Source organism: Polaromonas sp. P1_F9, from assembly GCF_056405615.1.
In genome coordinates, this window is record NZ_JBFUBT010000002.1 from 661,811 (window position 1) to 687,957 (window position 26,147).

Sequence of the window (26,147 nt, forward strand, 5' to 3'; positions counted from 1 at the left end):
GCAGTGTAAGAGAATCAAGGCATGAATCCTGTCTCCGACCCTGCCGCAATCTCCAGACACACCGGGCAAAACCGCCCCCTGATTTTGGGCTCGACCTCCCGCTATCGCCGGGAATTGCTGCAGCGGTTGCATCTCCCGTTTGAGGTGGTCGCGCCCGACGTGGACGAAACGCCCCATGCCGGCGAACGCCCTGGTCCACTGGCCGAGCGGCTGGCCCTGGCCAAGGCCCGGGCTGTCGCCGAGGCATTTCCCGACGCGGTTGTCATCGGTTCCGACCAGGTTGCAGACCTCGACGGCCAGCCGCTCGGCAAGCCGGGCACCCACGAAAAAGCCGTCGCCCAGCTCCGCCGGATGCGAGGGCAAACCGTCATTTTTCAGACGGCTGTGGCCGTCGTGTGCCTGGACAGCGGTTATGAAGCGCAAAGCCTGGCCGCAGTGAGGGTGAAATTCCGCACGCTGACGGATGATGAAATTGAAAACTACCTGCGCACCGAGCAACCGTACGATTGCGCGGGCAGCGCCAAAAGCGAAGGCCTCGGCATCGCGCTGCTTGAATCGATCGACAATGACGACCCGACTGCGCTGATCGGCTTGCCACTGATCCGCACCTGCAGGCTTATCGAAGCCGCAGGCGTGAAGTTGCTTTCAGCCCGCGGGAGCCAGCCATGAGCAGCGAAGCGAAAGGGAAACTTTACCTGGTGCCCGCGCCGCTCGACTTCGGCTGCGACGACCTTGCCCCCCTGCAGGATGTCATGCCGCTGGGCACCGTGCAAATCGCCGCAGGGCTCTCTTGCTGGATCTGCGAAAACGCAAAAAGCACGCGCGCCTACCTCAAGCGTATCGACGCGCTGCAGCCGCTCAGCACGCCGCTGCAGTCGCAGCAAATCCAGGAGCTGCCACGGGAGGTTCACAAAAAAGGCGACCACACCGGCAACTTCGACGCGCGCCCCCTTTTGATGGCGGCCGTGGAAGGCCGCGACATGGGCCTGGTCAGCGAAGCCGGCATGCCTGCCATTGCCGATCCCGGATCCTCGGTGGTGCGCGCCGCCCATGACCTGGGGCTGGAGGTTGTGCCGCTGACGGGCCCGATGTCGCTGATGCTGGCGCTGGCAGCGAGCGGCCTGAACGGCCAGCATTTTGCGTTTGCCGGGTATTTGCCGCAGGCACCGGCCGAGCGCGTCCAGCGCATCCGGGAACTGGAATCCCTGGCACTCAAATCCGGCCAGACCCAGCTCTTCATCGAAACGCCCTATCGCAATGCGGCTTTGTTCCAGTCGCTGCTGCAAACGCTGCAGGGCAACACCCGGCTGGCGCTGAGCTGCGGCCTGACAATGACCAAAGGCTGGTCCCGCAGCGCGCAGGTCAGCGGCTGGAAACGCGACAAGCTCCAGGCACCGCTGGAATTGCCAACCGTTTTCTGTATCGGCCGCTAGAACGCCAGATACGAACAAAAAAGCCCGCGCGAAGCGGGCTTTTTGGCAAAGGCCATCACCTTTTCAAGGGGTCGTCCTAGCGAAGCGCCGGAATCGCCTTGAAGGCCTTCATGGCGCCCTCGCCCATCGCCGCGCCAAACTTCTTGGCCAGCCGTTCGGCCACATTGTCGCGACGCGTGTAGTCAATGATCTCATCGGTCTTGACCACTTCGCGGGCCACATACTCCAGGTTGCCGAGCTGGTCGGCCAGGCCCAGTTCCACCGCCTGCTGGCCGCTCCAGAACAGGCCGCTGAACATCTCGGGCGTTTCCTTCAGGCGTTTACCGCGGCCGGCTTTGACCACCGCGATGAACTGCTGGTGGATCTGGTCCAGCATGGCCTGTGCAAAGACTTTTTGTTTTTCACTTTGCGGGCTGAACGGATCAAGGAAGCCCTTGTTTTCGCCGGCCGTCAGCAAGCGGCGCTCCACGCCGAGTTTGTCCATCAGGCCCGTGAAGCCAAAGCCATCCATCAGTACACCGATGCTGCCCACAATGCTGGCCTTGTCGACGTAAATCTTGTCGGCCGAGACGGCGATGTAATAAGCGGCGGAAGCGCAGGTTTCTTCGACCACAGCGTAAACGGGCTTCTTGTGCTTGGCCTTCAGGCGCAGGATTTCGTCGTTCATCATGCCGGCCTGCACCGGGCTGCCGCCGGGTGAGTTGATCAGCAGTACAACAGCCTTGGCGCCTTCGTCCTCAAAGGCGGCCCGCAGCGCCGCGTTGACGAACTCGGCACTGGCGTCGGCGCCCGCGGCGATTTCACCCTTGATTTCCACCACGGCCGTATGCGGAACAGTCGCATCGCTGGCAGGCGTGCCGCGGTGCAGCGCCATCCACACCAGGGCGATAAAAAACGCCAGCCAGGACAGGCGCACAAAGGTTTTCCAGCGCCGCGTCGCTTTTTGCTCGTTCAGCGCAGCAAAAGCCAGTTTCTCAAGCGTCGCGCGCTCCCAGCCGGGGGTGGCGGAAGGGTCAACGGCGGATTTTCTGGCCTGGGAATAAGGCGGAAGGGATTCCGGCTGGTTGGGCCGGAAATCCGATTCGCGCAGCGAATCAGAGTCCATGGGAGGGTCGGGGCGATGGGGGTCGTTCATGGGCGATAGTTTAGAGAGGTATTAGAACTGTAGCGGTTTAAGGTTGTAAGCAGAATGCCAATAAACAACCCCTTCGATTTCTGAAAGCTCGATTTTGAGCAGCCCTCCCTGGCAAGGCCCGCCGGCGCACAGGCCGGTATCCGGACGGTAAACGGCGCCATGGCTGGCGCATAACAGCCACTGCCCCCCGGCATCAAACACCCGGTTGGGCTGCCAGTCCAGTTCCATCGCGACATGGGTGCAGCGATTGAGATACGCGTGGACTCTTCCTTCGTAACGCACCGCAAAGGCGCGGCAGGTCTGCCCGGCATACATGACGTCGAACGGCACTGCCAACCCGCCTTCAAGCAGGTCGCGGCTATTGCACAAAGCTTGCCGGAGGTCCGTGGACGTCATCGGAAAACTACCCGTTGACCAGCAGCCAGTCGTGCAGTTCCTGCACCGAATGCGCGACATGGCGCGGCGACAGATCGGTAAATGTGTCCGGCTCATGCGCGCCATAACTCACTCCCACACTGGCACAAGCAGCATTGACCGCCATCTGGAGGTCATGGGTGGTGTCACCGACCATCAGCATGCGCCCCGCGGGAATACCGAACTCCGCCATGAGCTCATGCAGCATGCGCGGATCGGGTTTGCCTGCCGTCTCGTCAGCCGTGCGGGATCCGTCGAACACGCCTTTGAGCTCTACGGTGCGCAGTACTTCGTCAAGGCCGCGGCGCGACTTGCCGGTGGCCACCGCGAGCAGGTGGCCGCGCGCTTTCAGGGCGCCGAGCAGGGGAAGCACGCCCTCAAACAGGCTCAGGTCGTCGTAATGCGCGGCATAGTGATGGCGGTAGCGCTCGCCCAGTTGGGGATATTTTTCAGGGGGTACATCAGGCGCGGCGTGGGCCAGCGCCTGCATGAGGCCCAGGCCGATGACGTAGCCGGCTTCCTTGTCGGAGGGAACCGTGCCGCCCACATCACGCACCGCGGCCTGGATACAGCGCACGATGATTTTGGTCGAATCAAACAGCGTGCCATCCCAGTCGAAAGCGATCAGATCGAAATTTCGGGTTTGCATGGAGATATTGTCTTAGGGAAGGCATGCCTATGCGCGCACATGGACATACGTTGAAATGCAGGCGTCAGTTGTTCCGGCTTCTACGGAGCCACCACGACGAGAACCCGTGAATTGCGCCCAACAAGACGCTTGCCAGGCCGAGCACTGTCAAATGGAACAGCGGTCCATAGTTTTCAAGAAACCCCCACCCTGAGTCGTCGAACGGATGCCGGTTGTGGGGATTGTAAAAATACAGCGCATCCCATCCTTGTGTCACTGTCCCCGGATTCAAGGCCACAAAAGCGCACACACAAACCACCAGGCAGATTGCCGATCTGGAAACAACAAAACGAAATGCAGACACGGTGTTCAGGGAAGGCACCATCCGCCTGTTCAACAGCCAAAAAACCGCGGCCGCCAAAAGGGTGGGGAGCGGAAACAGAAGCATCGTTTCAATATTTCCCCACGACACCCAGAACATGAACTCCGTCAAAAGCGGCCAAAAGATGACCGAGGGCACTTCGCTCCACCGGAATTCGCCTCGCCCAAGCTCACCTGCCACCAGGTAATACGCCACACCGTACAGGGCAGGACCGGCCAAGACAAACATCAGCACTGTTCCGGCCAGGCCGCTGAACTTTCCCCGTATCGGCTTGGCTGCGCTGTTTGAGCCAAGCGCTTCAGGGCCCCCGCGAATCATGTAGAAACCTGCGCCGGTAAAAACTGTTGCAGTTCAGGCGGCAAAGGCGCCTGCAGGTGCACGACCTTGCGCAGTTTGGGATGGTTAAATTTCAGGCTCCAGGCGTGCAGAAACATGCGTTTGAGCGATACCGTGCCCGGGGCGGACCTCTGCAGCGCCCGGTTCAGTTCAAAGTCGCCATACTTGTCGTCGCCGGCAATCGGATGACCTTCATTGGACAGGTGCACGCGGATCTGGTGCGTACGGCCGGTCTTGATCGTGACTTCGAGCAGGGTGAAGGGTGTTGCGGGCGCCAGCGGACTGGCAGGAAAAGCCGACTTGACCTTGACCAGCGTCACCGAGCGCATGCCGTCGGGGTGGTCGTTGGGCACCACTTTCACACGCCGCTCACCATCGGGCAACAAATACTTGTGCAGCGCTTTGTCGATCACGCGGTGATTAGCCGGCCAGTCGCCGCCGACGAGGGCCAGGTAGACCTTGTCGGTTTCACGCTCCCGGAACTGCTCCTGCAGCAGCTTGAGCGCCATGCGCCGCTTGGCGATCAGCAAGATGCCGCTGGTTTCGCGGTCCAGCCGGTGCACCAGCTCCAGAAAGTCAGCCTCGGGCCTGGCCATGCGCAGCTGTTCGATCACGCCGAAGCTCACGCCGCTGCCGCCGTGCACAGCCACACCGGCCGGTTTGTCGATGGCCAGCACAAAGTCGTCTTCAAACAGGATGGGGAATTCGCGGGACGGCGCATAGCCGCCCGTGGTCGAACTTGCGCCGTGGCGGGCGATTTCCTGGGCCATGGCCTCAGCCTTTTGCCCGGCTCGCTCCGAAGTCCGCACTGGCGGCAGGCGCACGATGTCGCCGGTTTCCACTCGCGTGTCGGCCTGCGCCCGGCCTTTGTTAACCCTCACTTCGCCGCTGCGGATGATGCGGTAGACATGGGTTTTGGGCACACCCTTGAGCTGGCGGATCAGGAAATTGTCGAGGCGCTGGCCCGCATAGTCTTCATCTACCGTCACCACCGTGGCCTGCGGCGCGGCCGGGGCCGCCGCCTGGGGAATGAGTGGTGCCGAAGTGGGCGCGGACACGGCTGCGGGCGGCCATACCGGTGTTTTCCCGGGTTTCCTTGCCAAGCCCTTTGCTGACCCTATAATGTGTTTCACTAGCGATGCGCTGTAAGTGGTTGATTTGTCTGGAGTTTAGTCCACGCAAGTCCCCGGCCCTGAAAAGGCAAACAAGCAGCCTTGCTGGAAGGTCGATGCCCACGCCGGCAATTGCCCGCAAGCGACGAGTGCCAGGCACCTCGCGGCGAGCGTCTTTGCACGGTAGAAGAGTCGACGTTTTGCGAACAACACTACGGAATACCATGTGTGCAGCCCAAGTCATGAACAACAGGCTGCATGCGGATCCAGTCGAGATCAAGTCCTTTAACGGGTAGCCCTCTGATGACAACACTGGTCAGTCTGATTTATATATGCCTGCGGCGCCTCACGACATTCGTGGGCCCTGCTTTTGGCATAAATCAGCCGCCAGCCCTTGTACAGCGGGCGCAACCAGCTACTCTTTTTGTAGCACCCACCCGTTTGACCCCTGCTCGCTCCATCCACGCGCCTACGCCCAGACCACGTCGCTGACCGATTCATTTCGGTCGGCCGCGCGCTGTCAAAAGCTCTCCGGCAATTCCTCCAGTTCGCACTGCGTCCCTCCGGCGTCGTTGGCCCATTTTGGGCATGTGATTGATGTTCAAGACATGACATCAAAACGAAGAACGATAAGGAAGGCTACCCATGAAACGGATGCTGGTAAACGCCACACAGGCTGAAGAACGCCGTCTGGCGATCGTCGATGGACAAAAACTCCTCGACTACGAAATTGAAATTGAAGGGCGCGAACAGCGCAAGGGCAACATCTACAAGGCCGTCGTCACCCGCGTCGAGCCGTCTCTGGAAGCCTGCTTCGTCGACTACGGCGAAGACCGCCACGGCTTCCTGCCGTTCAAGGAAATCTCCAAACAATACTTCGCCCAGGGCGTGCCCGTCAACCAGGCGCGCATCAACGATGTGATCCGTGAAGGCCAGGAACTGCTGGTCCAGGTCGAAAAGGAAGAACGCGGCAACAAAGGCGCAGCCCTCACCACCTTCGTCTCCCTGGCAGGCCGCTATGTGGTCCTGATGCCGAACAATCCTCGCGGTGGTGGCGTGAGCCGCCGTATCGAAGGCGAAGACCGGGCCGAGCTCAAGGAGAACATGGACCAGCTGGAGTACCCCAACGGGATGTCCATCATTGCGCGCACCGCCGGTATCGGCCGCAGCGCGCCAGAGCTCCAGTGGGACTTGAACTACCTGCTCAAGCTCTGGACCGCCATCGACGGCGCTGGCAAGGGCGGCAAAGGCGCCTACCTGATTTACCAGGAATCCAGCCTCGTGATCCGCGCCATCCGCGACTACTTCAACAGCGACATCGGCGACATCCTCTTTGACACCGACGACGTCTACGAGCAGGCTCGCCAGTTCATGGCCCACGTGATGCCCGAGCACGAGCACCGCGTCAAGCGCTACCGCGACGACGCGCCGCTGTTCAGCCGTTTCCAGATCGAGCACCAGATCGAGTCGGCTTACGCCCGCACCGTGCAGCTGCCTTCCGGCGGCGCCATCGTGATCGACCATACCGAAGCACTGGTGTCGGTCGACGTCAACTCCGCCCGCGCCATCAAGGGCGGCGACATCGAAGAAACCGCCACCCGCACCAACCTCGAAGCCGCCGACGAAGTGGCGCGCCAGATGCGTTTGCGCGATCTGGGCGGCCTGATCGTCATCGACTTTATCGACATGGAAGAGTCGCGCAACCGCCGCGACGTGGAAAACCGCCTGCGCGACGCGCTGCGGCAAGACCGCGCCCGCGTGCAGTTCGGCACCATCAGCAAGTTCGGCCTCATGGAAATGAGCCGCCAGCGCCTGCGCCCCGCCCTGTCGGAAGGCGCATCCATCCCCTGCCCGCGTTGCGGCGGCTCCGGCCACATCCGTGACACTGAAAGCTCGGCACTGCAGATTCTGCGCATCATCCAGGAAGAGTCCCTCAAGGACAGCACGGCCTCGGTGCTGTGCCAGGTGCCTGTTGACGTGGCATCCTTCCTGCTCAATGAAAAACGCTCCGAGATCGCCAAGATCGAAGTCAAGCAACGCATCAACGTGCTGCTGGTACCCAACAAGACGCTGGAAACCCCCAACTACCGCCTGGAACGCCTGAAGCACGACGACCCGCGCCTGGACAACATCGCCGCCAGCTACAAGATGGCCGACGAAATCGAGGATCCGACCACAGTCACGCGCCGCAGCCAGGAAAAGCACAACAAGCAGGAGCCCATCATCAAGGGCGTACTGCCCGACGCACCCGCGCCTGTGGCCCCGCCCAAGCCGGAAGTGGCGCCGCAGGCGGCTCCCAAGCCCCAGCCGCGCCGCCCTGCCCCGGCAGTGGCCGCGCCTGCAGAAAAAGGCTTCTTCGGCTGGATCAAGAGTCTGTTCGGCGGCGCGGAAACACCGGCCCCGGCACCTGCCGCCAAAGAAGTGAAAAAAGACGAGCGCGGCGAAGGCCGGCGTGAAGGCCGTGATGGCCGTGGCGATGGACGCGGTGAGCGTTCGGATCGTGGCGGCGAACGCGGAGGCCGTGATGGCCGCCGCGGTGGACGTGGCCGCAGCGAAGGACGCGGCGGTGAAGGCCGCGGCGAAAACCGCGAAGGACGCGAACCACGCCCAGAAGGCCAGGCCCAGGGCCGTGGCGAAGGCCGCAATGAAGGCCGCGGCGGCGAGCGCCGCGAACGCAACCCGGAAGGCCGCAACGAAGCCGGCCGCCAGGAACGCCCTGCCGGTGAAACCCGCGGCGAAAGCCGTCCTGAAAATGCCGCCGACCAGCCCCGCAGCGAAAACCCCGGCCGCGAAGGCCGTGGCCGCCGCGAGCGCGGTGAACGTGGCGAGCGCGGTGGTGAACGCGGCGGCGAGCGCATTCAGCGCGACTCTGTCGAGCAGGACCTCGCACTGGCCAACCAGGCCGCCATGGCAGCCGCCATGGGCGGTGAAGCCGGTGAGCCGCGCCAGGAACGCGCACCGCAGGACGGCGAACGCCCACAAGGCAACCGTGAGCCGCGTGGTGAACGTGGAGAGCGTGGTGAAGGCCGCCGTGACCGCAGCGGCCGTCGCAACGACCGCCGTGGCGATCGCCCTGAAGGCGCAGCGGAAGGCCAGAACGCTGCCACTGAAGGCACCGCCGGCTTCAATCCGGAAGCCGCAGCAGCCCCCGTGCTGGATAACGCCGGCAATGTGATTGCACCCGCTCAAAACGACCAGGGCGACGAACAGCGCCAGCCACGCGAACGCCGCAGCCGCGACCGTTATGGCCGTGACCGCCGCGAACGTGGTGAAAACGGTGAGCGTAACGAGCAACCCGCAGAAACCGGCGCACCCGCTGGCCAAGGCGAATTTTCAGAACAAAATCGGCTGCAGACCCAGGAACAGCATGCACCAGTCGCTCCTGAATTTGTAGCAGACGTAGTTGCTGCCGCTCCTGTCCCCGCCTATGTGGCACCTGTCGCCGTGGCTGCACCAGCACCGGTCGCAGCGCCTGCGCCTGCTCGCGCACCGGCTCCAGCTGCTGCGCCGCAAGCCACCAGCCTGCCAAAGGTCCAGTCTTACGACTTGCCTCTGCAGGACCTGGTTCAGGTCGCCCAGTCTTCAGGCTTGCAGTGGGTCAACTCTGACGCTGCCAAGATCGCCGAAGCCAAGGCGGCTATCGCCGCCGAAGTCAAACCCGTCCACGTGCCGCGTGAGCGTCCACCGCTGGTGGTGTCCGACGATGGCCCGCTGGTGCTGGTCGAAACAAAGCGCGACCTGGGCGCTGTGAAGCTGCCTTTCGAGCAATCCGCTAGCCAATAAGTCCCGACCTCTGCCGCGGGAGCGGCCTCCTGAAAAGGCCCGCTTGCGGGCCTTTTTCTTTGCGTCAACAAATATCCAGGCCACGGGCGCGGAGGACGCCACGAGCACGGCAGGCAACGCGCCGAACCCTCGCATTACCGGCAGCACGGCAGGTAAAAGCAAGGATTTCGGTGGAGAAGCCGTTTTCAGCAAGCTGGCTCTTGCGCGGCAAGATCGGGTTGCTGTGGCCAAAGGGGTGTGGCCACTTCAGTCGACGACCAGGCCGTTTTTAGATCTGCGCAGCCCGCTTGTAAGCTTGCGCAGCACCCGCCTCGTCCTCACGCTGTTCAGCCAGCAGCGCCAGGGCGCGCCAGGCATTGCGGTGAAGCGTCAGATCCTGAAGCGCCGGCGCCGCCTGCGTCAGCAACTGGCGGGACTTGCCCCAGAGCTGGCGGCTCAGGCAGGCCATGCCCGCCAGGTATTGCAGGTTGGCGTCGCGTGGACGGTTAAGTTGCGCGTTTTCAATGCGGGCCAGCCAGGCCGCGTCCAGCGAATCGAGGCCGGCCTCAAGCACGCCGATCAGCTTGATGCGCAGGTTGTCGCCAATCTCCGAGCGCGGCTGCATCATGCGGTCCCAGACCTGCAGCAGCCAGCTGCGGGCCAGTTCCGCGTCGCCGTGCAGCGCCATGAGGCGCGACGCTGCATGCACCACCAGCTCGGGCATGGCGCGTTCGGTGTCATCCAGAGAGAACCAGGCCTGCTGCAGCTGCGCGGGGTCGTGCGCATCGTTCAGCAGCTCCAGGGCCAGGCCGCGCACAATGCTTTGCGCCGCCGCCTGCGAAAAAGCGCGGTGCTTGGCCAGCAGGCGCGCGGTTTCCAGCGCTTGCGCCGTGTGCCGCGCATGCCGCGAGGCACGCAGCTTCATGCGCAGGGCCAGCGTGCGGCGCGATGCCCCCTGCGGAAGCTGGCCCAGCCAATCCAGTGCCGCACCAGCGTCACGGTCGTCCAGCGCCCAGCGAGCCGCGCGAAACTGCACGCCCTCGCGCACTTCCTGCGCATGGCGTGAACTCTTCAACGCCAATTGCAGGTGCTGGTCGCGCAGGCTCTTGTTTTGGAGCGCCTGCGCGGCTTCGGCCACCAGAAGGTGGGCCAGCGAACGCAATTGTTTGCCGCGGCTGGCGCTGTGGCCTGTCACATGGCCGGATTCGTCGGTCAACAGGTTCAGGCTCTTTGCCTGCGCCAGCGCATTTTGTGCCGACTTGGTCGAACGGATATAGCGCCCCGCCAGCAGATGCGCCAGGGAATCCATGAGGGCGCCGTACATGGCGCGCTCTTTTTGCTGGGCGCGCCAGCGGCGGGCTTCCGCCGGCAGCGAAAACACCACCGACAGCGCGCGCAAGGCCAGGTACAGCACCAGGAACAGCGCTGCCAGCAGCATCACCATCAGGTTAAAGGAAATATCGACACGGTGCGGCGGCCAGAAGATGGTGACCACGGCCTGGTTGTTGCCCGTAAACAGGGCCACGGCAACGGCTACGCCAAACAGGGCCAAAAGCCAGAGTGCGGCGCGCATGCTGGTTCCTGCCTTTTCCCGCTCAGCGGCCTGCGGCCGCTGTGGCCAGCGCGGCCATGGTTTCGTCCAGGCGCGGAAGCTCGCTGGTTTTCAGCTGGCCCTGGACCTGGGCCAGCAGCTGCGCTGCGGCCTGCGTTTTGCGGGACGAAGCATCAAAGTACTTGCCCAGCCAGGCATTGGCACTCCCAAGGTCGGCGCGCACCGAATCCGTCTGCCGCGACAACAAGCCCAGGCGCGCATTGAGCAGACGCAGCTTGAGGTTCTCCCGCAGGAAAAACGACTGCTCCGGCGACACAAGGGCGGCCTCGGGCTGGTCAATGCGGCTCACGCGCAGCAGCTTGCGTGCTTCTTCGCGCAGGTTGTCCAGCGTGCGCTGCGACCAGGCATCGAGAGCAAGCTTGTCGAATACCAGCATGGAAGACTTTCCAGCGGAAGACGCAGCCGACGCAGCCGACGCAGCCGACGCAGCAGCGCGCGGCGCGGAAGCCGGCGCGGCCGCAGCGGGCAATGCACGCTGGCCGGCTGCCACCATGGCGTTGGCCACCGGCAGGTCATCAGCCATGCGGACCAGTTCGTCGAGCTTGAGCATGAGAACCGGTACATCAGTCAGCGTGGCGGCCTTGATGCGGTCCATGTCTTTGGCAATGGCGCGTTGCAGCGGGTTCAGGCGCGGCTGCGCGGCGCGCGACAGGCGCTGGTCGGCCGACTTGAGCGCCGCCAGCAGCGGTTCGGCGCTGCCGGTGAGCTGGGCCTGCTGCTGGGCCAGGCGCAGTGCGGACTCCACATCAACCACCAGATTCTCATCGCGCGAGCGCGACAGGCTTTGCATGAGTTCCTCCAGCTGGGTACGCTGCAGGCTGACTTCACTGATGCGGGTTTCCTGGATGGCCAGCCGTGCGGAGAGTTCGCGCGTACCTTCCTGGGCCTGGCGCGCCAGTGTGCGCGCTTCAATGGCCTGCGCGCCGGAATCAATGCTGCGGCGGGCCAGTTCTTCCTGGATATTGCCGAGTTTTTGCCACAGCAAGCCGCTTACCAGCAATCCGGCAGCCGCCAGCACGGCAACCAGCAGTGCCCATTTGCGCGGCACCATCCAGACGTCGGGCGAAACGGGTTGGGGGGGAAGCGGCACCAGCGCGCGTTCCAGCACCGGCTCGTTGTCTGGCGTGGAGGATGGAGGCTGGGCGTTAGGACTGTCACTCATGGATAAAGAGATTCTATCGAGGCAAGTGTGTCCCTGATGTCCTTCAGGGCAGGACGTGACGCCACAACAACACCCCAACCGGCAGCACGCACGGCTTCCTCAATCCGCGGATGTGTGGCCACCGCGCGGGCGCGGCGCCAGTCCACCCCGGCCAGCGCAGGCAAGGCCGTCAGGTTGGCCACCGCTTCAGAGCTGCTGAAGAGCCAGACAGACCCATCCACGCTGGCCGCGCGCGCGCGCTGAAGTTGCGTTTCGTCGAGCACAGGCGCCAGGCGCCGGTAAACCCCCACAAAATCCACCTGCGCACCGGCAGTCTCCCACTGGCGGGCGATCCAGTCGCGTCCGGAAGATGCCGTGACCCCAGACAAGGCAGCACCCTCCCCCCGCACCACCAACACGCGCTTGCCCCGCCAGTCGCGCTCGCCTATCACCGCCCACAGGGCTTCCGAATCAAACTGGGCCGCATCGGCCGGCGGCGCATCGATCTGCCCGGCAGGAACCCCGGTCCCCACCAAAGCCGCCACAGTACCCGGCCCGGGCGCCAGAAAACGCAGCGCAACCGGCAGCATTGCATCGGAATTCGCTATGTTATTGATAGCTGCCTGCGCAGGCTCCTTATGGGCTGCAGCCATTTCTTTCTTGAAAAAGTACTCCACCGCATTGCCGCTGACAAACATGCAGGCGGCGTATTGGCCCAGTGTTTGCCAAGCGCCCTCCAGCGCGGCCGTATCCAGAGCGGGGGCGATGTCAATCAACGGCAGGGCCTCGGCTGCAAAGCCCCCCTGCTGCAGTTGCCGCACCCAGTGCTGCGCATCCTGCGCGGGCCGCGTCACGATGACGCGAGTCGTAGCGCCAGTCGGAGGCACCGGCGCCTGCGACATCAGGCGCCCGGGGCTTTGCCGGCCCACACAGCGCCGCCGGCGCGCAATTGCGCCGCCACGGCCTCACCCAGGGCCTCGGCCTCGGCAAAGTTGCGCACCACGGCGGTCTGGTTGACCTGCACCAGCGGCGCCAACGGGCCTGCAGCGGCGGATGGCGCCTCGGCGGTGGCAGGGTCGCCCCATGCGGCATTGAGCTGCATGGCGTCCCCGTTGGCGGCACCCTGCGTAAAGGCCGCCAGCGGCATGGAACAACTGCCGCCCATGGCGCGCGACACCGTACGCTCGGCCGTCACGGCCAGCCAGGTCGGCTGGTGTGCCAGTGTGGCCAGCGCGGCCATCAGGTCGGCGCGGTCGGCGCACACTTCAATGCCCAATGCGCCCTGGCCTGCCGCCGGCAACATGTCTTCGGGCTCGAACGCGCTGCGGATGCGTGATTCCAGACCCAGGCGCTTCAGGCCCGCAGCCGCCAGCACGATGGCCTGGTACTGGCCTTCGTCGAGCTTGCGCAGGCGCGTGTCGAGGTTGCCGCGTAGCGGCTGTATGACCAGGTCGGGGCGCATGGCCTTGAGCAGCACCAGCCGGCGCAGGCTGGAAGTGCCCACCACGGCGCCCTGCGGCAGATCCGCGAGTGTGGCAAATTGATTAGAGACAAAAGCATCGCGCGGGTCCTCGCGCTCCAGCACACAGGCCAGCGCAAAACCTTCGGGCAGGTCCATGGGCACATCCTTGAGCGAATGCACTGCCAGGTCGGCCCGCCCTTCGCTGAGCGCCACTTCGAGTTCCTTGACGAACAGGCCCTTGCCGCCGACCTTGCTCAGCGAGCGGTCCAGGATCTGGTCGCCCTGGGTGGTCATGCCCAGCAGTTCGACCTGCCACCCCAGACGCGCCTGCAGCAGCGCCTTCACATGCTCGGCCTGCCACATCGCCAGGCGGCTTTCGCGGGTGGCGATGACCACTTTTTTCATATCATTCGGTCTGGATTCAAACGCTGCGGACACTCGTAACCTGCTTGTAATACTTGGGGGGAAGTGAATGCTAGCATGCAAGGCTCAAGAACTAGAGGGTAGAGATGGTCACTTCCGCGCGCGCCAAGAGGGTTAAGCCAAACGTCAACGAGGGCGCCAAAGACGCCGCCGCGGCCGGTACAACCAAAACGTCCACTCGTTCCAGGGACAACGAACGCCCGCTGGTCGAAGACATCCGCCTCTTGGGCCGCATTCTGGGCGACGTGATCCGCGAGCAGGAAGGCGTTGCCGCCTACGAACTGATCGAGCAGGTGCGCAAGCTCTCCGTCAGCTTCCGGCGCGACGCCGATCCCGAAGCCGACAAATCGCTCAAGAAACTGCTCAAGGGACTGTCCGGCGACCAGACGGTGAGCGTGATCCGCGCCTTCACCTATTTCAGCCACCTGGCCAACCTGGCCGAAGACCGCCACCACATCCGCCGCCGCGCAGTGCATGAGCGCGCGGGCGACACCCAGGAAGGCAGTATCGACGTGGCGCTGGCCCGACTGCGCTGGGCCGGCATCTCGACCAAAACCATTTCCACCACCCTGGCGCACAGCTTTGTCTCGCCGGTGCTGACCGCCCACCCGACCGAGGTGCAGCGCAAAAGCATCCTGGACGCCGAGCGCGACATCGCCCTGCTGCTGACGGCGCGGGACGACATCAAGGCATTGGCGCAAGCTGTCAATGCCGCCAAGGATGCGCTGACACCGCGCGAGCTGGCCGCCAACGAAGCGCAGCTTCGCGCCCGCGTCATGCAGCTGTGGCAAACCCGTTTGCTGCGTTTTTCCAAACTCACCGTCGCCGATGAAATCGAAAATGCGCTGAGCTACTACGAAGCCACTTTCCTGCGGGAGATTCCCAAGCTTTACGCCAACCTGGAACGCGAACTGGGCAACCAGCCGGTGCACAGTTTTCTGCGCATGGGCCAATGGATAGGCGGCGACCGCGACGGCAATCCCAACGTCAGCGCCGGCACACTCAATTACGCACTCGGCCGGCAGGCAGAAGTGGCGCTGCGCCACTACCTGACCGAGGTGCATTTCCTGGGCGGCGAGCTCTCGCTGTCAGCCATGCTGGTCGAGTTCAGTCCCGCGATGCGGCTGCTCGCCGAAAGCTCACCCGACACCAGTGAACACCGCAAGGACGAGCCCTATCGCCGCGCCCTCACCGGCGTCTACGCCCGCCTGGCCGCCACGCTCAAGGACCTGACCGGCGGCGATGCCGCGCGCCATGCCGTGGCGCCGCAAAATGCCTACCTCAAGTCGGAGGACTTCCTGGCCGACCTGCGCACCATTGAAGACTCCCTCAAGGCCCATCACGGCGAAGCGCTGATCGCCCAGCGCCTGCACCCGCTGATCCGCGCGGTCGAAGTGTTCGGCTTTCACCTGGCCACGGTCGACCTGCGCCAGAGTTCCGACAAACACGAAGAAGTGGTGGCCGAACTGCTGGCCGTTGCACGCATCGAGGCGAATTACGGCAAGCTGGACGAAGCGGCCAAACGCGCACTGCTGATGGGCCTGCTCAACGATGCACGGCCGCTGCGCGTGGTCGGCACCGCCTATTCGGCCCACACCCGCGGCGAACTGGCGATTTTTGAGGCGGCCCGCACGGCGCGCGCCCGCTTCGGCAAGGAAGCGATCCGACACTACATCATCAGCCATACCGAGACCGTGAGCGATTTGCTCGAGGTGCTGTTGCTGCAAAAAGAAGTCGGCCTCATGCACGCCACGCTCGACAGCCACGCCACCAACGACCTGATCGTCGTGCCGCTGTTTGAAACCATTGAAGACCTGCGCAATGCCGCGCCCATCATGCGCGAGTTCTACGCCCTGCCCGGCATCGCCCAGCTGGTCAAGCGCAGCGGCGCCGAGCAGGACATCATGCTGGGTTATTCCGACAGCAACAAGGACGGCGGCATCTTCACCAGCAACTGGGAGCTCTACCGCGCCGAAATCGCGCTGGTGGAGCTGTTCGACGTGCTGGCCAACTCGCACAACATCCAGCTGCGCATGTTCCATGGCCGCGGCGGCACGGTCGGCCGCGGCGGCGGTCCGAGCTACCAGGCCATCCTGGCGCAGCCGCCCGGCACGGTGCGCGGCCAGATCCGCCTGACCGAGCAAGGCGAAGTGATCGGCTCCAAATACGCCAACCCGGAAATCGGCCGGCGCAACCTGGAAACGCTGGTGGCCGCCACGCTGGAGGCCACACTGCTGCAGCCGACCAAGCCCGCCACCAAGGCCTTTTTGCAAGCCGCCGCCGAGTTGTCACAGGCCAGCATGGCTGCCTATCGCAATCTGGTTTACGAAACCCCTGGGTTCACCGAATACTTTTTTGGCTCCACGCCGATCCGCGAGATTGCGGAACTCAACATCGGATCCCGCCCGGCGTCGCGCAAAGCTTCGCAGAAAATTGAAGACCTGCGTGCGATTCCCTGGGGTTTCAGTTGGGGCCAGTGCCGCCTGACCCTGCCTGGCTGGTACGGCTTCGGCTCGGCCATCGAGCAATTCCTCCAGCAGGGCGGTACGCCCGCCAGCCGCAGGGAAGCGCTGGCGCTGCTGCAGAAAATGTACAAACAGTGGCCGTTTTTCCGCACCCTGCTCAGCAACATGGACATGGTGCTGGCCAAAAGCGACCTGGCACTGGCCTCGCGTTATTCGGAGCTGGTGGGCGATGCGCGCCTGCGCAAAAAAATCTTCAGCGCGATCGAATCCGAATGGCATCGTACGGCCGAAGCACTGACGCTGATCACCGGGGAAAAGCAGCGGCTGGCGGGCAACGCAGCCCTGCAGCGCTCCATCCGCCATCGTTTCCCGTACATCGACCCCCTGCACCACCTCCAGGTGGAGCTGGTGCGGCGCTACCGTGCCGGCCAGGCCGACCAGCGGGTGCAAACCGGCATTCACATTTCCATCAACGGGATTGCCGCGGGCTTGCGCAACACAGGCTGAACGGCCGTGAACAACGGGCAGCCATGCTGCGCGTGAGAGGTTTCGCGCTGTAGGGGTATTGCCGGGCGCGCATACTGTAGGCCTTGTCCTAGACAAACTCCAGCGTCTTCTGATGGCCCCGCGAGGTGCCCGTGCGTAGCATGGTGTCAGACACGGAGCAATGCGGGTATTTCGCCACGCGTTGCCCAAACCAGCTACCCCGGAGCGCAAAATCATGACTACCCTGGAGATCATGGCCGACTCACCGTCCGCCATTCAAAACGATTTTGTTTCCACCGACGCCGCCGATCTGGCGTCACACATGGATCAGTGCGCGCATTCGCGCAGCCGGTTTTTTACGCTCCAGTCCGGGCTTCAGTCCGCGCACTCCCTGGCCTCACCGCGCATCGTCACAGTCGCGGCCATACTGGCTATTTTTCTTGGTCTGTTAGCCGTAGCCTGAGCGCGTGACCCCCGCTGTCATCGAGCGGCTGGACACCCTAAGCGCCTACGCCCGGCAACTGCTCGCCTCCCGCCAGGGCGGCGCAGAGCAGCCCATCCGCGCTGAACTTTTCGGTGCGCAGCGCTTTGAGGAACACGGTCGCAGCCTGGCCGCAGCCCAGCCTGTCAGGCCTGCCGGCAGCCCCGATCACGGCCCGCCTTTTTTCCCGCGCGTGCAGGAAAACATCGCTGCAATCCGCCTTGCTTACGACTACATCGCCCTGACTTCGCTGACAGGCCACTACGTAACGCCGGCCGCCGAATGGCTGCTCGACAATTTCCACCTTGTCGAAGCCCAGCTGCAACAGATCCAGGATGGCGTCCCCCTGCGCTACTACGCGGATTTGCCCAAGCTGGCGAGCAAGCCGCTGGAGGGCCTTCCCCGGGTATACGGTATTGCCTGGGCCTATGTAGCGCACACCGACAGCGTGCTGGACCCGGAGCTCTTCACGGCCTTCCTGCATGCCTACCAGGAGGTCAGTGAACTCAATCTCGGCGAACTCTGGGCCTTGCCGACCACGCTGCGTGTGGTCCTGCTGGAAAACCTGCGCCGCATGGCCGACCGCATCGCCTGGAACAAGGTGGCCCGCGAAGTGGCGCATGCGACCTGGGACAAGGCCGGCGTATTGAGCCTGCAGGATCTCGACGAGCTGTACGGCCTGATGCAGGCCCATGGCCTTGAACGCAGCTATCTCACGCAGCTCTGGCAGCGCATGCCTGCCGAACGTGAAGAGCCGGACTCGCCTTCGGCGCCACCCCTCGTCCGCTGGACCGAAAAGCATTGCGACGATGCCTTGGGCATGATCGGCGAAGGGCAAACCACCCAGGTCGCCGCCAACCTGACCGTCAGCAACATCATCACCACCCTGAGGCTCATAGGCCAGGTGGAGTGGGTGGAGCTGATCGAGCCGGTCAGCCATTCCCTGCAGGTCTTGCGCCGGCTTCCGAGCTTTTCCCGCGAAAGCGAGATGACGCGCCAGCAGATCACGCGCGCCATGGAGAGGCTGGCGCAGCAAACCGGTAAATCCGAGCGCGCCGTCGCCGAAGCGGTGCTGGCTGCCGCGCACCAGCCCAACAACGCCCTGGCGGCCCACACCGCCGGCTACTACCTGATAGGACCGGGCCGCCCCCTGCTGGAAGCAGCATTGCAGCCCGCGGCGGGTACCCACAAACCATCGCCGGCCCCTGAAACACCGCGTGCCTGGCGCCTGCCGCTCTACGCAGCCGCATGGATTGCCGGAACCGCTGCATTGCTCAGTTGGGCCGCGCACCCGCTCGCCACGATGCCCTGGACGGCGTGGGTAGCCCTGGTGCTGATGGCCTGGCCCGCGTCGGAAGTGGTCGCTGCGCTGATCCACCGGCTGATCGCTGAATCCACACGCATACAGCCCCTGGCCCGTCTCGACTTCAGCACGGGTATCCCGGCTGAACACCGCGTGCTGGTGGTGATCCCTTCGATGCTTTCTTCAGCTTGCGCCAACAGCGAACTGGTGCACCGCCTGCAGCTGCACTGGCTGGCCAGCCGCGAAACCCATGCGCAGTTCGCCTTGCTGACAGACTGGGGCGACGCCGACGCCGAGAGCCTGGCCGGCGATGCAGAGCTGCTCGAGGACGTCCTCGCCAAACTGCGCGCGCTCAACGCAACCTGCCCACCGGCGAGCCCAGCCTCACCGGCAAGGTTTTTACTGCTGCATCGCCCGCGCAGCTGGTCCGCGACGGAGCGCCGATGGATCGGGGCGGAACGCAAACGGGGTAAGCTCGAAATGCTGTTGCGGCAACTGGCCGGACACTCGTCATCGCCCTTTGTCCCTGTGGACGGCAACATGCAGCTGGCACCGGGCATACGCTACGTGCTGACGCTCGACAGCGACACCAGCCTGCCGGCGGGCTCCCTGCGCGAACTGGTGGCCATCGCTGCGCACCCGCTCAACACGCCGCACGTCAACCACGAGACGCGGCGCGTGACCGCCGGCTACGGCATCCTGCAGCCCCGCGTGGCCATGCCCCTGTCGGCCCATCACGAGCGATCACCTTTCCACGCGATGTTTGCAGGCCAGCGCGGCCTGGATCCTTACAGCAACGGCACCTCCGACCTGTACCAGGACGTGTTCGGCATGGGCAACTTCATCGGCAAGGGCCTGCTGCATGTCGAGGCCGTGCATGCCGTACTGGACAGCCGCATGCCCGAGGGCGCCATCCTGAGCCACGACCTGCTGGAAGGCAGCATTGCCCGCTGCGGCTACGCAGGCGACGTCGTGCTGATGGAAGACCACCCGCATCACGCAGGCGTGGCCGCATCACGCGTGCACCGCTGGACGCGCGGCGACTGGCAATTGCTGCCGCTGATGCTGCATGCGAAGCGCTACGGCATTGATGCCCTGGGCCTGTGGCGCATGGCGGATAACCTGCGCCGCTCGATGATCGCCCCGGCCTGCTTCGCGCTTCTAACCTGGACAATATTCACCGGTGCGCTGCCTGTGGCTACAGCGCTGGTTTTCACTGTTCTGGCATTCCTGGCCGGCCCCTTGATGGGTGCGCTGGCAGGGCTGGTTCCCACGCGGCGAGGCATCGCCTGGGGGCACTTCTTTGACGTCGGCATGCGCGACGTGGCCCGCAGCATGGCGCAGGCGCTTTGGCAATTGAGCCAGCTGCCCGCCCTTGCCGCCCTGTCGTTCGACGCCATCACACGAGCCCTCTGGCGCATGGCCATCAGCCGCCGCCATCTGCTGCAGTGGACCACCGCTGCCCAAGCGCAGGCTTCCGCCCAGTACACGCTGGGCGCTTTTGTCCGCAACCATGCCCCGGTGTCCGCGTTATGCCTCGCGCTGGGCGCGGCCGCATGCTGGGGGCCGCATCCCCTGATCGGTCCGGTGCTTTTCCTGCTGTGGGCGCTGGCGCCCGCGGTGGCCTGGTGGGGCAGCAAGCCGGCTGTCCGCACGCCATATCTGTCACTCAGCGCCGCAGACCGCGCCTACCTCATGAAGCTGGCGGCACAGACCTGGCGCTTCTTTGAACGCTGCGTCGGCCCCGAAGACCACCACCTGCCGCCGGACAACCTGCAGATGGAACCGGAACCGACGATCGCACACCGCACCTCGCCGACCAACATCGGCCTGTACCTGATGGCTGCCGCCTGCGCGCGCGAGTTCAACTGGATATCCACCACGGAGCTGATCGCGCGGCTGGGCGCCACGCTGGGCACGGTCGAAGCCCTGCCCAAGCACCAGGGACACCTGCTCAACTGGTACGAAACCCGGTCGCTGCAGGTGCTGCCTCCGGCCTATGTTTCCACCGTAGACAGCGGCAACCTGGCCGGCCACCTGCTGGCCGTCGCGCAGTGTGTTCGCCAGCTGGCGGCGCACCAGGAAACCTTGCCAGGCGAATCCGCTGCACTCCTGGAGTTGGGAGACCGCTGTGAAAAGCTTTGTATGGCGATGGATTTCGGCGGCCTTTACAGCCCCAAGCGCCACCTGTTTCATATCGGGCTGCGTGTGCACGAGCAGGCACTTGACGCCAGTTATTACGACCTGATCGCCTCGGAGGCGCGCCTGACCAGCTTCCTGGCGATTGCCAAAGGTGATGTGCCGCGGCGCCACTGGCTGGCGTTGGGCCGCGCCTTCCTGACGGTGGGCGTAACGCCCGGCCTGAAGTCCTGGTCGGGCTCGATGTTTGAATACCTGATGCCTTCGCTGGTCATGAGCGAGCCCGACGAGGGCCTGCTGCATGTGTCCGGCCTTGCGGCCGTCAAGGAGCAACAGGCCTGGGGCCAGGCGCAGGGCCTGCCTTGGGGCGTTTCGGAGTCGGCCTACTTTGGGCAGGACCATACGCTGGCCTACCAGTATTCGCCGTTTGGCGTGCCGCGGCTGGCCCTTCGGCGGACCCCGCCTGCCGACCGCGTCGTGGCGCCCTATGCCAGCATCATGGCGTCCCAGTTCACGCCGCAGGAGGCAGTGGCCAACCTGCGCCAGCTTGAGCAATGGGGTGCGCGCGGCGAATACGGTTTTGCCGATGCGCTGGATTTCACCGTCGCCAGGCAACCGGGCGCCCAGGCGATGAGCCTGGTCAACACCTACATGGCGCACCACCAGGGCATGTCGCTGGTGGCGCTGTGCAATGTGCTGTGCAACGAAGCACCGCGCCGCTGGTTCGCTTCGGCGCCGCTGGTGCAGGCTTTCGAATCGCTGCTGCATGAAAAAACACCGCGCCAGATCATCGAAAGCGCAGACCCGCGGGCATTGCCCGAACCCGCGGAGCTGGCCGAAGCCCGGCTGTACCATTCGCGTGAGATCGACCCGGCCATGCCCGGCTGGCAACCTACGCAGCTGCTGTCCAATGGGCGCTACAGCGTCGCCCTGCGTGCCAATGGGGCCGGCGTCAGCCGCTGGCGCGCCGCAGGCAAGACCTACAACATCACCCGCTGGCGCGACGACCTGCTGCGCGATGCCTGCGGTACCTTCATCTACCTGCGTCCGTCCGGCCAGGAGCAGGCCTGGTCCCTGACGCAACATCCGGCGCCGCATCCCGGCTGGCAATACAAGGCCACCTACCTGCCGGACCGCGTGCAATTTGACGTGAGCTCCGATCAGCTGGAGGCAAGCACCAGCGTGCTGGTCAGTCCCGAGGACGACACCGAAATGCGCAACGTGACGCTGCGCAACCTGTCGGCCACGGAGATGACGCTCGACGTGATTTCATGCTTTGAAGCGGTGTTGACCGACCCGCGCGCCGACGAGGCCCATCCGGCGTTTTCGAACCTGTTTGTCCAGACACGCTGGCATCCCGAATGGCGCGCCCTGCTGCTGTCGCGCAAACCCCGGCTGCAGGGCGATCCTGTCATGGCGGTCGCACACTTCCTCGCCAATTCAGAGGCCAACGTCCGCGCCATCGATTTCATCTCGGACCGGCGCGCCTTTCTGGGCCGTAACCGGGAGCCCGGCCACCCGGCACTGCGGGCCGAGGCGCACGGCCAGGACGGCTCACCCATCAACGGGCTGGATCCGGTTGCGGGCCTGCGCCTTCGCATCCGCATTCCGGCAGGCGGCGTGGCCCGGCTCAGCTTTGCCACAGCCGCCGCGTCCAGCAGTGACGAACTCGCGGCACGCATCGACAAATACCTGCAGCCCATGCACGTGGAGCGCGCTACCCGGATGGCCGCCACGCTGGCCCAGGTGCGCCTGCGCGACCTGGGGGTCGACCCTGAGGAAAATGCAGCGCTGCAGGACCTGAACACCGCACTGATGTACAGCTGCGCGCGGCCGATGGCGGAACGCGGCCTGCTGGACCAGCGCCAGCTCTGGCGTTTCGGCATCTCGGGAGACAAACCCATCGTACTGGTGCTCATCCACTCCAGCAACGGGATGGCGCTGGTGCATTCATTGCTGCGGGCCCAACCCTGGTGGAGTTTCTGCGGGCTGGGTACCGACGTGGTCATCCTCAACAGCGAAGTCAACTCCTACCTGATGCCCTTGCAACGCGACATCCTGGCGCTGCGCGACCGCACGCTGCAACAAACGGAAAACAGCTTTCCGCGCAGCGACGCCGGTGGTTTTTACCTGCTGCGCGACCAGGAAATCGTGCCCTCGGAAAAAGCCGCACTGACGGGGTTGGCACGCGTCATTCTGGTGGCAGACGGCAGGCCGCTTGAGCAACAGGCCGCAGCGCTGCGCGTCATGGCCAACGCCCAGCGCCGCGCGGGCCCCGCCACGCGTCCACTGCCGGCGCTCTCTTCGGGTTCGGCCAGCGCCAACGGGCAACCCGGTGCACTGCAGACACCCCAGGGACACTTTGATGCCGGCACCGGCGAGTTCCGGTTTGACGTTGACAGCCTGCACCGTCCACCTCGCCCGTGGATCAACGTGATCGCGAATCCCTCTTTCGGCTTTCAGGTGTCGGAGACCGGCGCCGGCTACACATGGGCAGTCAACAGCCGGCTGCACCAGGTCACGCCCTGGTCCAACGACCCGGTGGCGGACCCCACCTTCGAGCACTATCTGCTGCAGGATGTAGACACGCAACAAGTGCTGGCATTGAGCCCGTCTGCACAGCACGGCCCGGCGCCTGCCTGCCGTGTGCGTCACGGCCAGGGCTACACCGTATTCGAATGCCAGCACGGTGCGCTTCATGCGGAAACCACTTTTTTTGTGGATCAGACTGATCCGGTCAAACTGGTGCAGGTCAGGCTTCATAACCAGGGCAGCGCCACGCGCAAGCTGCGCGCCCTGGCCATGGTCGAATGGCAGATGGGTGCCGCACGCCACGAACGCCGCACCATCCATGCGTGGAAAGACAAAGACAGCCTGCTGACAGCCGTGTTTGCGCAGCAGCGTGAAAGCCGGGCGGGCTTCGGCGGCAGCACGGCGTTCCTGTCACTGGCCGGTTTGCCCGATACACCCGAGTGGACCTGCGACCGAAGCGAATTTTTCGACGCAACAGGCCGGCTGGTGCCTCCTTCCACCCTGGGCCAGAATGCCGCCGGCGGCGTGGACCCCTGCGCCGCGCTGGCAGGCGAGTTCTCCCTGCCTCCCGGCCAGACTCTTGCGTTCACCTTTCTGCTTGGCCATGCCGGGGACGCCTCGCAGGCACTGCAACTGGCCCGCAACTGGCAAGGCAAAGATGCAGCGCAGGCGCTTGAACAGGTCAAGGCTTATTGGTCCGGGTTGCTGGGCAAAGTGCAGGTGCAGACGCCCGATCCGCTGTTTGACGCCCTGGTCAACCGTTGGCTGCTCTACCAGACACTGGCATCGCGCCTGTGGTCCAAGGCCGGTTTCTACCAGGCCGGCGGCGCATTCGGCTTTCGGGACCAGTTGCAGGACGCCATGGCCTTCGCCGTCATTGAACCGGGCCGCCTGCGTGCGCAAATCATGCTGAACGCCTCGCGCCAATTCCCCGAGGGAGATGTCCAGCACTGGTGGCACGCGCCCGGGGGTGAAGGGGTGCGCACCCATTTTTCGGACGACTTGCTGTGGCTGCCCTATGCCTGCGCCTGGTATGTCCAGGTCACAGGCGACACCAGCATCCTGGATGAGGAGGTTGCCTTCATCGACGGGCCGTCGATTCCCGAAGGTGCGGAAGACGCGTATTACGCGCCGCAAACCAGCGGGCAAACCGCCACGGTGTTCGAACACTGCGCCCGTACCCTGGACCGCAGCCTGGCTATCGGCGCACACGGCCTTCCGCTGATGGGCACGGGTGACTGGAACGACGGCATGAACCGCGTAGGCCACGAAGGCCGCGGCGAGTCCGTCTGGCTGGGCTGGTTTTTATGCCGGGTGGTCAATGACTTTCTGCCCCTGGCCGCATCGCGCGGCGACGACGGTCGCGCGCAGCGCTGGCGCCAGGCCCGCTCCGGCTGGGTTGCCGCACTGCACGACGCCGGCTGGGACGGCGCCTGGTTCCGCCGGGCGTTCTTCGACAACGGCGCGCCGCTCGGCTCCTCCACCAATGACGAATGCCGCATCGACCTGATTGCCCAAGCCTGGTCGGTGCTTTCCGGCGCCTCCACCGAGGCCTTCATCGGTCCGGCCATGCAGGCCATGAATGAACAGCTGGTGGACAACGAAGCGGGCCTGCTGCGCCTGCTGACGCCGCCGCTGGAAAATTCGGACAACAACCCGGGTTACATCCAGGCCTATCCGCCAGGCGTGCGTGAAAACGGTGGCCAGTACTCGCATGCCGCCGTCTGGGCCATGATGGCGCAAGCCATCACCGGCGACACCGAAGCCGCCTGGGAAAGCTTCAAGGCACTGAGCCCCGCCCACCGCAGCGAACACCCCGTTCGCGGCCCCGCCTATGAGCTGGAGCCTTATGTGATGGCGGGTGACATCTATGGCGCGGCGCCCTATGTAGGCCGCGGCGGCTGGAGCTGGTACACCGGTTCGGCTGCGTGGCTGCACCGCGCGGCATTGGAAAACATTCTGGGCCTCAAGGTGCAGCAAGGCGCGCTGTCGCTGTCGCCCCGCGTGCCGGCGCACTGGCCCTCGTTTGAGATCACGCTGCGCCTGCAGGAGCGTGTGGTGAAGCTCCGCTGGCAAGGCGCAGGGCTTGCCGCAGAAGACAGCTTCAAGCCCGACATGGTGATCATGCCGGGACAGGTGGTGCTGCTGGCCGAGCTGCGGGCGCAAGCGGCATTGCTGGTGCAGGCTGAAGCAAGCTGAATTTCGCGTTGCTATCAATTTAATAGCTAATCGCGCTTTTCCCGTAGGGGCCGGAAGCTTTTTTTGCTTATAAATTCCCCTTTTTTTGGCTCCAGGGCGCCTCAGGCGTTCGTCAAGTCGCCCAACATCGACGGTGAGCGGTGCCTCGCAGGGGGCAAGTCAAGACTTGGGGCTTTAGAGCGCGCCGGCGTGAGATTCACCCGGTTTGTAAAGTGCAGTCAGGTGCTGATGGCATTGGTAAATGTCAGCCGGTTGCCAAAAGGATCCCTGATCGACATGTCCCGGCTCCCCCACGCTGTGTCTTCAATTCCGGGACGGGCGTGCTTGTAGTTCTTCGCCAAAAGCTGCTGGTGATACGCGTCAAGCTCGTCCGTTTCAATCCGCATCGCAGCACCCGGGCTGCAGTCGCCGTGGTGCTCCGACAAATGCAGCACGCAGCCGTCCTTGGAGATTTGCAGATAGAGCGGCATGCCGGGCTCAAAGCGATGCGCCCAATCGACCTTGAAGCCGAGGAAATCGACGTAAAACTCCCGGGCCTTGGCTTCATCGAAGATGCGAAGGATGGGGGTGATTTTTCCAAAACTCATGGGTAATTACTCAACTGGTACGACGTCATAAAAACAGACAGTCAAGGTTTTCGTCTCGGCTTCTATCTGCAAACTTCTTAAAATGGACCGCGCAAGCCAATGCCATAAAAAAGGC

16 protein-coding genes are annotated in these 26,147 nt (G+C 64.2%); 6 read left to right on the forward strand and 10 right to left on the reverse strand.

Annotation, left to right across the window (positions count from 1 at the left end):
• Positions 1–21: 21 nt before the first annotated feature.
• The gene (locus AC1DYR_RS08395) at positions 22–669 is read left to right on the forward strand and encodes a Maf family protein (RefSeq protein WP_477704681.1); all 648 of its coding nucleotides are present in this window, start codon (positions 22–24) and stop codon (positions 667–669) included.
• Entirely contained in the window at positions 666–1,433 is a 768-nt protein-coding gene (locus tag AC1DYR_RS08400; protein ID WP_477704682.1) for an SAM-dependent methyltransferase, read from the forward strand. The genes AC1DYR_RS08395 and AC1DYR_RS08400 overlap by 4 nt, the downstream gene beginning before the upstream one ends.
• A gap of 76 nt (positions 1,434–1,509) precedes the next feature.
• On the opposite strand, the gene AC1DYR_RS08405 is transcribed toward AC1DYR_RS08400, so the two are convergent.
• From AC1DYR_RS08405 to AC1DYR_RS08425, 5 genes are all read right to left on the reverse strand, one after another.
• A complete protein-coding gene (locus tag AC1DYR_RS08405; RefSeq protein ID WP_477704683.1) occupies positions 1,510–2,568 on the reverse strand; it encodes a S49 family peptidase in 1,059 nt (352 codons plus the stop codon).
• A gap of 21 nt (positions 2,569–2,589) precedes the next feature.
• Positions 2,590–2,964 (reverse strand): Rieske (2Fe-2S) protein, encoded by a 375-nt coding sequence (locus AC1DYR_RS08410; RefSeq protein WP_477704684.1) that lies wholly within the window; start codon positions 2,962–2,964, stop codon positions 2,590–2,592.
• Between the two features lie 7 nt (positions 2,965–2,971).
• On the reverse strand, positions 2,972–3,631 hold the full coding sequence (locus AC1DYR_RS08415; protein WP_477704685.1) for an HAD family hydrolase: 660 nt from the start codon (positions 3,629–3,631) through the stop codon (positions 2,972–2,974).
• 64 nt (positions 3,632–3,695) lie between these two features.
• Positions 3,696–4,310, reverse strand: a complete 615-nt coding sequence (locus tag AC1DYR_RS08420; RefSeq protein ID WP_477704686.1) for a hypothetical protein — start codon at positions 4,308–4,310, stop codon at positions 3,696–3,698.
• Positions 4,307–5,461 carry an RluA family pseudouridine synthase gene (locus AC1DYR_RS08425; RefSeq protein ID WP_477704687.1) on the reverse strand — a complete coding sequence of 385 codons (1,155 nt, stop codon included), beginning with the start codon at positions 5,459–5,461 and terminating at the stop codon, positions 4,307–4,309. The genes AC1DYR_RS08420 and AC1DYR_RS08425 overlap by 4 nt, the downstream gene beginning before the upstream one ends.
• Positions 5,462–6,085: 624 nt before the next feature.
• On the opposite strand from AC1DYR_RS08425, the gene AC1DYR_RS08430 reads away from it, so the two are divergent.
• Positions 6,086–9,223: an Rne/Rng family ribonuclease gene (locus tag AC1DYR_RS08430; RefSeq protein ID WP_477704688.1), complete on the forward strand. Its 3,138-nt coding sequence runs from the start codon at positions 6,086–6,088 to the stop codon at positions 9,221–9,223.
• Between the two features lie 268 nt (positions 9,224–9,491).
• Here the strand turns inward: AC1DYR_RS08430 and AC1DYR_RS08435 are convergent, their stop codons facing one another.
• The 4 genes from AC1DYR_RS08435 to hemC are packed head-to-tail and all read right to left on the reverse strand — an operon-like array spanning position 9,492 to position 13,822.
• The gene (locus AC1DYR_RS08435; RefSeq protein WP_477704689.1) at positions 9,492–10,775 is read right to left on the reverse strand and encodes a heme biosynthesis HemY N-terminal domain-containing protein; all 1,284 of its coding nucleotides are present in this window, start codon (positions 10,773–10,775) and stop codon (positions 9,492–9,494) included.
• A gap of 22 nt (positions 10,776–10,797) precedes the next feature.
• Positions 10,798–11,976, reverse strand: a complete 1,179-nt coding sequence (locus tag AC1DYR_RS08440; protein WP_477704690.1) for a uroporphyrinogen-III C-methyltransferase — start codon at positions 11,974–11,976, stop codon at positions 10,798–10,800.
• Positions 11,973–12,884 carry a uroporphyrinogen-III synthase gene (locus tag AC1DYR_RS08445; protein WP_477704691.1) on the reverse strand — a complete coding sequence of 304 codons (912 nt, stop codon included), beginning with the start codon at positions 12,882–12,884 and terminating at the stop codon, positions 11,973–11,975. Before AC1DYR_RS08445 ends, AC1DYR_RS08440 begins: the two co-directional genes overlap by 4 nt.
• On the reverse strand, positions 12,857–13,822 hold the full coding sequence (gene hemC, locus AC1DYR_RS08450; RefSeq protein WP_477704692.1) for a hydroxymethylbilane synthase: 966 nt from the start codon (positions 13,820–13,822) through the stop codon (positions 12,857–12,859). The genes AC1DYR_RS08445 and hemC overlap by 28 nt, the downstream gene beginning before the upstream one ends.
• A 104-nt stretch (positions 13,823–13,926) precedes the next feature.
• Between hemC and ppc the strand changes: the two genes are divergently transcribed.
• From ppc to AC1DYR_RS08465, 3 genes are all read left to right on the forward strand, one after another.
• Positions 13,927–16,812, forward strand: a complete 2,886-nt coding sequence (gene ppc / locus AC1DYR_RS08455) for a phosphoenolpyruvate carboxylase (protein WP_477704693.1) — start codon at positions 13,927–13,929, stop codon at positions 16,810–16,812.
• Between the two features lie 214 nt (positions 16,813–17,026).
• A complete protein-coding gene (locus AC1DYR_RS08460) occupies positions 17,027–17,254 on the forward strand; it encodes a hypothetical protein (protein WP_477704694.1) in 228 nt (75 codons plus the stop codon).
• A gap of 4 nt (positions 17,255–17,258) precedes the next feature.
• Complete coding sequence (locus AC1DYR_RS08465) at positions 17,259–25,445, forward strand: glycoside hydrolase family 94 protein (RefSeq protein ID WP_477704695.1); 8,187 nt, start codon at positions 17,259–17,261, stop codon at positions 25,443–25,445.
• A gap of 218 nt (positions 25,446–25,663) precedes the next feature.
• On the opposite strand, the gene AC1DYR_RS08470 is transcribed toward AC1DYR_RS08465, so the two are convergent.
• Positions 25,664–26,032 (reverse strand): glyoxalase superfamily protein, encoded by a 369-nt coding sequence (locus AC1DYR_RS08470; protein ID WP_477704696.1) that lies wholly within the window; start codon positions 26,030–26,032, stop codon positions 25,664–25,666.
• Positions 26,033–26,147 lie beyond the last annotated feature (115 nt).

Excerpts from the sequence above, each read along its gene's own strand:
- AC1DYR_RS08470 (WP_477704696.1), bottom strand. The coding sequence starts at position 26,032 with ATGAGTTTTGGAAAAATCACCCCCATCCTTCGCATCTTCGATGAAGCC.
- AC1DYR_RS08415 (WP_477704685.1), bottom strand. The coding sequence starts at position 3,631 with ATGCAAACCCGAAATTTCGATCTGATCGCTTTCGACTGGGATGGCACG.
- AC1DYR_RS08440 (WP_477704690.1), bottom strand. The coding sequence starts at position 11,976 with ATGAGTGACAGTCCTAACGCCCAGCCTCCATCCTCCACGCCAGACAAC.
- AC1DYR_RS08435 (WP_477704689.1), bottom strand. The coding sequence starts at position 10,775 with ATGCGCGCCGCACTCTGGCTTTTGGCCCTGTTTGGCGTAGCCGTTGCC.
- AC1DYR_RS08430 (WP_477704688.1), top strand. The coding sequence starts at position 6,086 with ATGAAACGGATGCTGGTAAACGCCACACAGGCTGAAGAACGCCGTCTG.
- AC1DYR_RS08395 (WP_477704681.1), top strand. The coding sequence starts at position 22 with ATGAATCCTGTCTCCGACCCTGCCGCAATCTCCAGACACACCGGGCAA.
- AC1DYR_RS08405 (WP_477704683.1), bottom strand. The coding sequence starts at position 2,568 with ATGAACGACCCCCATCGCCCCGACCCTCCCATGGACTCTGATTCGCTG.
- AC1DYR_RS08410 (WP_477704684.1), bottom strand. The coding sequence starts at position 2,964 with ATGACGTCCACGGACCTCCGGCAAGCTTTGTGCAATAGCCGCGACCTG.
- AC1DYR_RS08460 (WP_477704694.1), top strand. The coding sequence starts at position 17,027 with ATGACTACCCTGGAGATCATGGCCGACTCACCGTCCGCCATTCAAAAC.
- hemC (WP_477704692.1), bottom strand. The coding sequence starts at position 13,822 with ATGAAAAAAGTGGTCATCGCCACCCGCGAAAGCCGCCTGGCGATGTGG.
- ppc (WP_477704693.1), top strand. The coding sequence starts at position 13,927 with ATGGTCACTTCCGCGCGCGCCAAGAGGGTTAAGCCAAACGTCAACGAG.
- AC1DYR_RS08420 (WP_477704686.1), bottom strand. The coding sequence starts at position 4,310 with ATGATTCGCGGGGGCCCTGAAGCGCTTGGCTCAAACAGCGCAGCCAAG.
- AC1DYR_RS08400 (WP_477704682.1), top strand. The coding sequence starts at position 666 with ATGAGCAGCGAAGCGAAAGGGAAACTTTACCTGGTGCCCGCGCCGCTC.